The organism is Rheinheimera sp. (assembly GCF_020217005.1).
Taxonomy (GTDB): Bacteria; Pseudomonadota; Gammaproteobacteria; order Enterobacterales; family Alteromonadaceae; genus Pararheinheimera.
In genome coordinates, this window is sequence record NZ_JAIWOI010000030.1 from 1 (window position 1) to 10,000 (window position 10,000).

Sequence of the window (10,000 nt, forward strand, 5' to 3'; positions counted from 1 at the left end):
CAGTTTTAAAAACTCACCGCCCAAAGATTCAATTTGCTCCGCCACTTCAAGCCGGGTATCAAAAGCCCGCACTATAGAGCCCAAAGAGCGTGCAGCACCAATAGCGGCAAGACCGGCCACACCAGCACCAATCACCAGCACTTTAGCGGGTTGCACTTTACCAGCTGCGGTAATTTGACCACTTAAAAAACGGCCAAAACTATGAGCTGCTTCAATTACAGCGCGGTACCCAGCGATATTCGACATCGAGGACAAGGCATCCAGCGACTGAGCACGTGAGATGCGTGGCACCATATCCATCGCCAGTACATTCACACCTTGAGCGGCGAGGCGAGTGACCAGATCCGGGTTCTGTGCCGGCCAGATAAAACTGACGAGGGTGCAGCCTTTTTGCAGCAGACTGATTTCCTGCTCTGTTGGCGCATTGACCTTATAAATCAGCTCACTGGCCCAAAGCTGTTCCTGACCAGTTATGCTGGCACCGGCCTGAATATAAGCTTCATCACTAAAACCAGCGCTGGCTCCAGCTCCGCTTTCCACCAGTACAGTAAAGCCTAATTTACGTAGTTGCTCCGTAGTGGCTGGCGTTGCTGACACCCGGGTTTCGTCTTGTAGCTTTTCTTTTGGGATTGCAATAAACATCCTGACCTCTTGTCCTGTTTTCTTATTGGATCCTGCAAAGCAGATCGATCTCTAACCCGTATCAGCAAAGATGAAAGGCTTAGGAGTTGAGCTGGTTACCGCTGCTTGGTTTACTTCTTCCTGAAGGGACTACCACTGCGCTTACATAAAGAGATTATGCGAGCGCAGGCTCGGTCAGGTATTGCTGCTGCGCCAGTCTTTGTATTACCTAAATTGCTGTTTGTTACAGAAAAATTGGCGTAACGACTATAGGGCAAGGTCAGACCAATTGACTAATGCCTTTTAGTTATAGCTTAGAGGATAGTCGGCAAATGCAGTTTTGCTGCAGATTGAGTAAAAGTGCTGGGTAAAGGCCTCAGTAATAACAAAAGCCCCGACTTATACATCAGGGCTTTTGTCTGCTTAGTACGCTGTTACTGAGCTGTAGCTTCTGCTGCTTCAACAATCAGTTTGGCAACCTGTTCAGGTTGAGATGTCATCACGACGTGTGAGGCATCTTTGATTTCAACAATCTTTTTCGCACCAGCGCGCTTGGCCATAAACTTCATTGCTGCAGAGGGGATATTTTTATCTGCTGTGCCATAAATGGCCCAGGACGGAATTTTTTTCCAGGCCGGAGCGCCCGAAGCTTCATGCAAAGCAGCTTCAGTCACAGGGCGCTGAGTGGCTGCCATTAATGCTGCTTCTGCTGCTGGCACATCTGCAGCAAACTGAGCACCGAATTTATCCTGCTGAATATACAAATCTTTGTTGCCATCTTTTAAAACCACAGGTGCAGCAAGGGCTGGGCCTAAAGTGCCGCCAGGGTAACGTCCTGATAATTCAGCAATATTTTCACCTTGTTCCGGAGCAAAAGCTGCGACATAGACTAAAGCTTTTACTTTGTTCTGATCGGCAGTGACGTTGCTAATGACTGAGCCGCCATAAGAGTGACCAACTAAAACTACTGGCCCTTTAGTATGTGCTACGACATCAGACAGATAGGCGGCGTCGCTTTTTACGCTGCGCAGTGGGTTGGCCAATGCTATCACAGGGTAGCCCTGGTCATGCAGCTCAGCGACAACGCCATTCCAGCTGGATGATTCAGCAAAGGCGCCGTGAACCAATACCACTGTAGGTTTTTCGGCGGCAAAAGCCGCTGCGCCAAAGGTTAGGCTTAATGTGGCGATAGCTGTGGTTAATACGCGTGATTTGAAATTAGTCATGTTAGTTTCCTTCTGGGTTTGCAAGCTTAGTCAATGAGTTGCGATATATTGGTCGCGCTCGGTTGTTTAATTTTTCGCTCGCTTCAGGCAAGAGGTTTTGTTGCTTTCCCCTTGGTAGCGGCTGTGATTATAGTAAGGGGCTTGGCTTTCTTTTTGGGTTCAAATAGTCTAAGTTATGCAACAGATCGTCTAAATTTGCTTTGTTTAACAAAAAGGCTGTGTATGGATAGGTTATCAACCTTGCTCGCCCAATTTGGCATGCACGCAACCACCATCTTCGGTGGTGCGCTTAGTACTGAAATTAGTTTTGATGCCACAGACAGAACAGCCAAGCTACATTTGCTGCGCTCTGGTGATGCGGTATTGCAGCTGGATCAACAAAAAGCCGTGCAGATCACAGAGCCAAGCTTGTTATTTATTCCAAGGCCTTGTAGTCATAGCCTGAATGTTGCGCAAGGGGCGAAATCAGATCTGCAGGTTGAGCTGGTATCTGCTGCACTGAGCTTTGATGGGGGGCTTGATAACCCACTGACCACGGCTTTGCCCGCTTATGTGCTGATGCCTTTGGCTGATATTTCTATGCTTAGCGGCAACCTGGACTGGTTATTTGATGAAGCCTTTGCACAGCATTGCGGCAAAAACGCAGTATTGAACCGTTTGTTCGAGCTAGTGGTGATCCAATTGCTGCGCTATATGATGGCCAATCGCAGCGTATCAACAGGCATGATGGCCGGTCTTGCTGATTTACGCTTGGCAAAAGCTGTGACTTTGATGCACGACCAGCCCGCCAAACCCTGGTCTGTCGCTGAGCTGGCCAGCGCCGCCAGCATGTCCAGGGCAAGTTTTGCTGCTAAGTTTCATAAAGTGGTAGGTATTACTCCCGCCGAATACCTGGCGAGCTGGCGCGTGAGCCTTACGCAAAAATTATTGCGTGAAGGCCGCCCTATAGCTCTGATCGCTGATGAAGTGGGTTATGAAAGTCCGTCGGCTTTAGCACGTACGTTCAGACGAAAAACCGGCAACAGCCCCAGAGAATGGTTGCAGTTACAGCAGTGAACTAAATAACGATTTAAACCGCCATTAAAAAAGCCCATGAATTCATGGGCTTGTTACCTGGACGCCAAATCAGGCCGGCTCAGTCTTGCGTTGTTCAGCAGCTTGCTCCTGATGCTTCACCTTATACTTTTGTGCAAAAGTTAAAATGGCCATACTGATACTGCCAAAAATCAAAAAGCCTGTGGTCACCGGAATTAAAGTACCGTCGTACATTTGACCTATCACTGTGCCTATGCTCATCGACATGATGGATGAGACCGAGCCGATAATAGCTGCTGCTATGCCCGCTACATGACCCATAGGCTCCATCGCCATAGCGTTCACATTGCCAAAGACCAGGCCAAAGCAGAAGAATAAAACCGAGGCATAAAGCACAAAGGTAAATAGCTGGATATCGACCACCAGATGTAGTGCCAAAAATACTGCAGAGCTCAGGATAATGCCCCAGACTGCCAGATTGGATAAACGCTGCATTCCCCATTTCTGTACTAACCGGGAGTTCACCAATGAGGCTGCACCAAAAACTATAGCCAGCAAGCCAAAGTACAAAGTGAATAGCTCTCCGGTTTTAAATAAGTCCTGAAAAATCTGCTGTGACGAATTCAGATAACCAATAAAACTGCCAAAAAATAAACCCATACAAATCATGTAGCAAAGGGTCGGAACATTGCTGATCACTTCTTTAAAGCCTTCAGCAAAACCCTGAGTAGTCATGGCTATACGATGTTCTTTGGGTAAGGTTTCTTCTAAGCGGCAGAAAATCCACACCACAATCAGCAGCGCATAAAATACATAAAGAATAAAAATATCACGCCATGAACCTATCCATAACACTGCCTGACCCAGGCTGGGCGCTAAGGCGGGCACCATCACAAAGATCATCATCACCAGCGACATAATACGCGCCATATCATTGCCGGAATATTTATCCCGTACTATAGAGATGGCAGATACATAGGGGCCTGAAACCCCTAAGCCCTGGACAAAACGGCCAAATAATAAGGTGCTGATATCATTGGCGAAATAGCAAATCAAAGTACCAACTAAAAACAACACTATGCCGCCGTTTAAAACTTTTTTCCGGCCAGTCGCATCGGACAGTGGGCCACAAATCAGTTGGCCTATCGCCATGCCTAAAAACAAAGCGCTTACGACTAATTGCGCCTGATTCGGGTGACTCATCACAATATCAGCGCGAATAGCATCCAGTGCAGGTAATAAGGCGTCGATAGAAATAGCGACGATGGACATCAACAGGGCGACTAATAAACTAAACTCGCCAGTGGAAATACGCGACTTAGGCGCATGAGTGGAGTAATCAGACATCTACAGCTTTCCTTATTTGAAACGACCCGCAAAAAGCGCGGCTAGTGTAACGTTTTTCACAGACAAGAGTCTTGGCAAATGTATACGAATTCGAAGCTAGTCGACTCAGTTTGTGTTAGATCGACAGGAATAGGAGATATTTTTGCACAAAGCTGGTGATTCGATTGCTGTATCGTCAAGCACAGGGCAATACAGCATTGGGTGTTTTCATGTAGTTTGCACCCAATGCCGTTGAGTTCAATAAAATGTCTGTCTTGAGTGAGTAGCCTGGGATCTAACCTTCGCCAGTGACTTCTTTACACTGCTTGGTCAGACTGGAAGTCGTCCGCTAAGCGGGTGAGTTGGATCAGTTCTTCTGCCTTCTGCTGTTTTTTTTGTTGCAGACGGTAGATAGCGAACAGGCAAAGCGGAGCGACCATCAGGCTGTAAACAACCAGTAGGCTCGCGCTGACCTGAGCCATATTCAACCAATGCATCAACCATAACAGGCCTGAAAATACGACTAAAGCACCACAGGATAGCTGGGTGTAGAGATAGTAGCGCAGCGTTAATTTGCAGGCCCGGATACGAAATTGTACCAGCCCACTGCTGCTCCAGTTGTCATACTGCAGAATAGGTTTGTGTACTGTCCAGGCGACATAAGCCGAACTCAATGCACCTGAGATCAGGAACCAAGCGGACAAGTAGCCCAGCCAGTCAGGTATTGAAAAGGCGAGCCAGCACGCGGCAATGAACATCACAATAGCACCTAGCCATTCAGCATAAAGCAACCACTTTTGTTCAGTTTGACGCTGTTTGGCTACGAGTAAATCAGAGGCATCAGGTGGCGGTTCTGTTGCTGTCGGTTGTTGTTGCCAGCTTTTTGCCAGCGCGGCAAAGTCAAAATTATCTGCCATGGTGCATGATCTCCATTAGTTCTGTTTTGGCACGATTTAACCGCACTCTTACCGCTCCCTGACTTAATTGCAGGACCTCTGCGATTTCCAGGGCATCCAAATCTTCCATCGCCAGTAAAATAGCCTGACGATTTGCGGGAGAGAGTTTCCTTACCGCCTGCAGTAACTGCTGGCTTTGCTGCTGTTCTCCAACCTCTTTTGACGGGCAATCCTGTAGCAGCAGATGCTGGATATCTTCATCTAAAACCTGCCACTGCTGGCGTTTGGCTTTGGCTATATGATCCACTGTCACGTTATGCACAATACGAAACAAGTATGCGCGCGGTATTTCTGCTGCCTGAATGCGTTCCGCTGACTGGTGCAACGCCAGGTAAATATCCTGTTTTAAATCCTGCCGTGCTGCCGGATCTGCTTCGCATGCCATCAGAGTGCGGCTGATAGCGCCCTGATTCTGTTGCCACAACTGCAGTAAAAACTGTTCCGGCGGTACAAGGCCGCTGTTGGATAGAGTCAAAAAAACCTCCCTGTTCAGTATCTTATCTTTCTTGTCGAAGTTATTAGTCTGTTCGAAATAAGTCTGCCCCAAGCGGCAAAGTGTTACAAAAATAAATAAAAAAAATTTTGTAACAGCTAACGAAATGCTCCCGACTTCTTAAGCAAACAAAGCAACTTTATTTCGGTTTTTAGGAGTCTCAGGATGAAAACGATTTTTTTAAGAAAATCTGTCGCACTTTGTTTGATCGCTGCTTGCTCTCTGTCACAAGCTGCTGTCCAGCCACAGGTCGAACAGGTCGAACAGGCCGAAACCGCGCTGTATCACAATGCCACTTTAATTAATCCGGCTACAGAGCAGCAGATCCAGGATGGCTGGCTACTGGTTAAAGCAGGGCGCATAGTGCAAATGGGTCAACACCAAGCGGATACAATCTTACCTGTGGCCAGCAAAAATGTGGATATTCAGGATCAGTATCTGATACCTGGTCTGATTGATGTGCATTTGCACCTGACCGCAGGCCCGCACAGGGCGGAAATGCAGGATGGTAAACCTGTGATCAGTATGAAAGGTCATAGTGAGCTGACCCGTTATCATGCAATCAGTACTTTAGCGACCGGAGTAACCACAGCCTTTAGCCCGGCAGGAGATCCAGAGGCTAACGCTGAATACGCTACAGAGCAACAAGCGGGAAATTGGCCTGGGCCAAAGTTAAGTTATGCCGGTTTTATCTTTGAACCTACGCCTATTTTAGGGGGGGCAGTGCATCCCAAAGATCGGGCGGCCTGGCAAGCTGAAATCAATAGACAAAAGGACTTGGGGGTCGATTACATCAAACTTTATCAGGGCTTGTCTAAAGAAGAAGTGGCGATGGGGATAAATTTGGCCAAAGCGGCCGGTTTAAAAACCATAGCCCATCTGGATTCTGTGAGCTGGCAGTATGCCGCTGACTTAGGCATAGATAGGTTAACTCACGCCTTACCCACCAGTGCCGGGCTGCTGACGGGGGAGAACAAAGCTGCTTATCTGGCAGAGCGTAAAAATCTGCATAGTGCCCGATTTGTCTATAGCTGGTTTAAGTATGTGGACTATGACAGCAAACCCATGCAACAGCTTATCCAGACATTGGCCCGCCAACAAACCCGTATCGATTTGACTTTGGTCGTCAATGAGCTGGTTTATTTCGCCCGTGCGCTGGACACCTTATACCCGGAACAGGACATGTGGGTCTATCACCCAGAAATGCGCAAAAGCTGGCGCGCAACATTAGCTGCGCCGAGTTACGACTGGTCAGCGGAAGAGTTGACTACAGCACAGCAACAACTCCCCAAGGTACAACAACTGTTCAAACGTTTGTATGACGCGGGTGTGCCTTTGGCTATAGGTACCGATAGCGTGGCCAGCGGTCCTTTTTATCTGCGTGAATTACAACTGACTCAGGCCGCAGGACTCAGCAATTGGCAGGTTTTGAAGCTGGCAACCAGTGGTGGTGCTCAGCATTTGGGTCTGGAAGATCACGGCCAACTGAAAACAGGTTATGTCGCTGATTTTATAGTGCTTAACGCCAATCCACTTCAAGATCTGAACGCACTGACTACTGTGCATACCGTAGTGCAGCAGGGCAAAGCCTGGTCTGTGGATAAGCTGAAAGCTCAGTTGGCAGCTCTGTCTGATTTGAAACTTTAAATTTGAAACCTTAAAGACTGACCTATTTCACAATCATAACGAGGATAAATTGATGGAAACTTTAAATTACTGCGTGTCCGAACTGAGCAACCAGGTCGAGTTTACCGATGCTGAATTTCTGGTGCTGTTTATGGTGTTCTGGCTGGTTGCCTCTGTATTGCACAACAAATTTGAAATGAACAAAAACGAGGAGTAACAAATGGATACTTTACAACAATTATTCGACCGCTTCGTACAAGCATGGCAACAAGCAGATCTGGTGTTTTTAGTCGGCTTTGGCCTGTTGTTTTTCGTAGTTTGGTTTTTACCAAGCCTGTTGGCTTTGGCCTTTAATCGACAGCACGCAGCTAAAATTGCCGTGCTCAACCTGCCGGCGGGGTTTTCCTGGATAGCCTGGCTGGCTTTAATCGTCTGGGCTGTGACAGGCAAACTGAGCGACAAACTGGCTGAAAAAGCCCGTTTAAAGCCAGTAGCCTGATACAACGAATTACAATTGCACACGTTCGCCTTCATTTAAAATCAGCAGCGGCACCTGACTTTTCAGTTGCTGCTGCATGTGTAGTAAGCGCAGCAGAGGTGAATGTGAACTAATGTCGCCCATTTGCCAACTCGCGTTGCCATAACCCCAGGGGATCATCACTTTGCAGCCAAGTTCTTTAGCGGCAACCAGAGCATCTTCAGGTGTGGTGTGCACATAACGGTACCAGTCGCCATGGCTTTCATGATGATAAGAGGCTATCGGCAGCAGGCAGATATCAATATCCCCGTATTTTTGCTGAATATCGGTAAAATGCTTTGAATAGCCGGTATCACCTGCAAAAAACAAGGTCTTTCCGCCATGTTCCAACAACCAGCCTCCCCACATGGCTTTGTTGTCGTCATTCAACAGTCTGCGGTTATTAAAGTGATGCGCCGGCACCAGGTGGATGTTTAGCTCACCTTGTTGGCTTTGGCTGTACCAGGCGTGCTCAATAATGTTGTATCCACCTTCCGGCATATAATCAGCCATGCCCAGGGGCAGGTAATAAGTTGGTTTATTGCCTATTTGTTGAATGCTTTCGTGGCTGAAGTGATCGTAGTGCAAATGGGAGTACAAGACAGCGTCTGTTTCTGTCAAAGTTGTACTGCTTATTGTTGGGGTGTAAGGTCTTTTGATAATGCCAGCAAACCATTGCACCCAACGGACTGGCCAGTCAAACTGACCAAACACAGGGTCAATCAGCAGTTGCTGTCCATCCGGAGCGTTAACTACAAAGCTGGCATGCCCCAGCCATTGCACACGAAAACCAGTAGTTAATGCGGGTGTTTGCTGCACTGCGATATAGCGGCAATTCTGGCCTGGAGTTTTACATTTAACAGCCTGATGTGCCGGATAACAGTCTGACTTGCAGTTAGCCGGATAATGGCGCTGCTCCACTGGGGTTCTATACAAATTACGATAAAGGCCCTGATGCTCACCTTCGGTAAATTGTTCTGTCACTGCATCTTTGCCTAGCTGGCGTTGAACCTTATTGGACATGCTGCAGGCATTCAACAGCAAGGTGCAGCCCAGTAACACAATAGATGAAAGTTTACGTAGTTTCATGAACAATCCCTTATTTATCATCATACTATTTCTTGTTGTTCTGTTGATACCATAGCTGATTTACACTACGCAAGTTGCCTTGCTAACACAGCCTGATGTTAGTGTTATTCAAGCCATAGTGCCTGATGCACCTTATTCTGCCGCTCATGTGTTATCTCGCGTCAGGGGACCCATTCAGGTAGAGCGTTATCCAAAGCTTTATTGCTGGCGCTGGAAGTGCAATCGGCAGAAAAAGCTCATTGTAAAATCAGTTGTTGTTCAAGTTTCAGTTTTCTCCTGCAGTCTTTTGCTAAAGTTGATGAAAGTTTTTTGTAACACAAACTGCTTTTGTTGCCTGATGTTCTGTCACCACATTTTTAGTAACACTTATTCGCAAATTTTTTTTAAGGCTGTAGGTAAAATCTCTTGGCGTTGATCTGGGGAGCAAGGAGATGTGTCTGGTGACTACAGGAAAAGAAAAAGTTGAATTATCTGCACTATCGCCTTTGGCTCGTCTTCTGACTTCAGGTTCATTTGTGGCATCTGCCGCTCAGAGCATAGTGGATCAAGACGTTGAACCTCAAGTTGGGTTACAGGAGTTTTCCCTGCCTACGATAAACACCAGCTCCGTGCCTTTTTTTACTGGTTTGATAGTGTATCTGGCCAGTACTGCTTTGATCTGCTTTGCATTTTTTATACTTTGGTTTAGTCAGTCGACAGGAAAGGCTTTAGCATTCACGCCAGGTTTTACGGACGCAGAGATCATCATAGTGCGGGACTTTGCACAACCGCCTGGCCATGGCGATTCTTTGGTCATACCAACATTTTGTTGTCATTCCACTCAGAACAACACAGAGCTTTGGCGTCAGGCTCTGCGCCAGCTAAGAGGCCCTTTGTTGACACTGGTAGTCGCTAAGCAAGTAAGGCGTATACATAAACAACATCAACAGCTGTTGTCCGGGCTGAGATACTCTGTTTAGACCTGGCTGCGACCGCTGGCTGGCACAGTGTTGTGTAACAGATGTTCCGGTCTGCTCAGCTTTTTTTAATTAAGGATCAGCGCTTAAGTCACCGGATCTTAATCCCTGCTGCAACCAATCGAGCAGCAATCGCACTTTGACCGGTAGATGCC

Annotated in this window: 10 protein-coding genes and 1 pseudogene; 5 read left to right on the plus strand and 6 right to left on the minus strand. The window is 47.3% G+C overall.

Annotated features, from left to right (window positions below; genetic code table 11):
• Nucleotides 1-642: pseudogene (pntA, locus tag LDL40_RS01500) on the minus strand (NAD(P)(+) transhydrogenase (Re/Si-specific) subunit alpha); the annotation flags it as partial.
• A 413-nt stretch (nucleotides 643-1,055) separates the two neighbouring features.
• Entirely contained in the window at nucleotides 1,056-1,847 is a 792-nt protein-coding gene (locus LDL40_RS01505; protein WP_300993016.1) for an alpha/beta hydrolase, read from the minus strand.
• Between the two features lie 222 nt (nucleotides 1,848-2,069).
• Here LDL40_RS01505 and LDL40_RS01510 point away from each other — a divergent pair, with 222 nt between their 5' ends.
• The gene (locus LDL40_RS01510; RefSeq protein WP_300993019.1) at nucleotides 2,070-2,903 is read left to right on the plus strand and encodes an AraC family transcriptional regulator; all 834 of its coding nucleotides are present in this window, start codon (nucleotides 2,070-2,072) and stop codon (nucleotides 2,901-2,903) included.
• A gap of 69 nt (nucleotides 2,904-2,972) precedes the next feature.
• Here LDL40_RS01510 and LDL40_RS01515 read toward each other — a convergent pair whose 3' ends face one another.
• The 3 genes from LDL40_RS01515 to LDL40_RS01525 form a co-directional block, all read right to left on the minus strand.
• A complete protein-coding gene (locus tag LDL40_RS01515; protein ID WP_300993022.1) occupies nucleotides 2,973-4,229 on the minus strand; it encodes a multidrug effflux MFS transporter in 1,257 nt (418 codons plus the stop codon).
• Between the two features lie 296 nt (nucleotides 4,230-4,525).
• A complete protein-coding gene (locus LDL40_RS01520; RefSeq protein WP_300993026.1) occupies nucleotides 4,526-5,125 on the minus strand; it encodes a hypothetical protein in 600 nt (199 codons plus the stop codon).
• Nucleotides 5,115-5,639: an RNA polymerase sigma factor gene (locus LDL40_RS01525; protein WP_300993029.1), complete on the minus strand. Its 525-nt coding sequence runs from the start codon at nucleotides 5,637-5,639 to the stop codon at nucleotides 5,115-5,117. Before LDL40_RS01525 ends, LDL40_RS01520 begins: the two co-directional genes overlap by 11 nt.
• Nucleotides 5,640-5,822: 183 nt before the next feature.
• On the opposite strand from LDL40_RS01525, the gene LDL40_RS01530 reads away from it, so the two are divergent.
• The 3 genes from LDL40_RS01530 to LDL40_RS01540 are packed head-to-tail and all read left to right on the plus strand — an operon-like array spanning nucleotide 5,823 to nucleotide 7,782.
• Complete coding sequence (locus tag LDL40_RS01530) at nucleotides 5,823-7,304, plus strand: amidohydrolase family protein (RefSeq protein ID WP_300993031.1); 1,482 nt, start codon at nucleotides 5,823-5,825, stop codon at nucleotides 7,302-7,304.
• A gap of 52 nt (nucleotides 7,305-7,356) precedes the next feature.
• Nucleotides 7,357-7,500 (plus strand): hypothetical protein, encoded by a 144-nt coding sequence (locus LDL40_RS01535; protein WP_300993033.1) that lies wholly within the window; start codon nucleotides 7,357-7,359, stop codon nucleotides 7,498-7,500.
• A gap of 3 nt (nucleotides 7,501-7,503) precedes the next feature.
• Nucleotides 7,504-7,782, plus strand: a complete 279-nt coding sequence (locus LDL40_RS01540) for a superinfection immunity protein (RefSeq protein ID WP_300993035.1) — start codon at nucleotides 7,504-7,506, stop codon at nucleotides 7,780-7,782.
• A 9-nt stretch (nucleotides 7,783-7,791) separates the two neighbouring features.
• Here LDL40_RS01540 and LDL40_RS01545 read toward each other — a convergent pair whose 3' ends face one another.
• Entirely contained in the window at nucleotides 7,792-8,889 is a 1,098-nt protein-coding gene (locus LDL40_RS01545) for an MBL fold metallo-hydrolase (protein ID WP_300993037.1), read from the minus strand.
• Between the two features lie 440 nt (nucleotides 8,890-9,329).
• On the opposite strand from LDL40_RS01545, the gene LDL40_RS01550 reads away from it, so the two are divergent.
• Entirely contained in the window at nucleotides 9,330-9,848 is a 519-nt protein-coding gene (locus LDL40_RS01550) for a hypothetical protein (protein ID WP_300993038.1), read from the plus strand.
• Nucleotides 9,849-10,000: the final 152 nt, after the last annotated feature.

What these genes read in the sequence shown, in the direction of transcription:
- LDL40_RS01505 (WP_300993016.1), bottom strand. Translation starts at nt 1,847, where the DNA reads ATGACTAATTTCAAATCACGCGTATTAACCACAGCTATCGCCACATTA.
- LDL40_RS01510 (WP_300993019.1), top strand. Translation starts at nt 2,070, where the DNA reads ATGGATAGGTTATCAACCTTGCTCGCCCAATTTGGCATGCACGCAACC.
- LDL40_RS01515 (WP_300993022.1), bottom strand. Translation starts at nt 4,229, where the DNA reads ATGTCTGATTACTCCACTCATGCGCCTAAGTCGCGTATTTCCACTGGC.
- LDL40_RS01520 (WP_300993026.1), bottom strand. Translation starts at nt 5,125, where the DNA reads ATGGCAGATAATTTTGACTTTGCCGCGCTGGCAAAAAGCTGGCAACAA.
- LDL40_RS01530 (WP_300993031.1), top strand. Translation starts at nt 5,823, where the DNA reads ATGAAAACGATTTTTTTAAGAAAATCTGTCGCACTTTGTTTGATCGCT.
- LDL40_RS01535 (WP_300993033.1), top strand. Translation starts at nt 7,357, where the DNA reads ATGGAAACTTTAAATTACTGCGTGTCCGAACTGAGCAACCAGGTCGAG.
- LDL40_RS01540 (WP_300993035.1), top strand. Translation starts at nt 7,504, where the DNA reads ATGGATACTTTACAACAATTATTCGACCGCTTCGTACAAGCATGGCAA.
- LDL40_RS01545 (WP_300993037.1), bottom strand. Translation starts at nt 8,889, where the DNA reads ATGAAACTACGTAAACTTTCATCTATTGTGTTACTGGGCTGCACCTTG.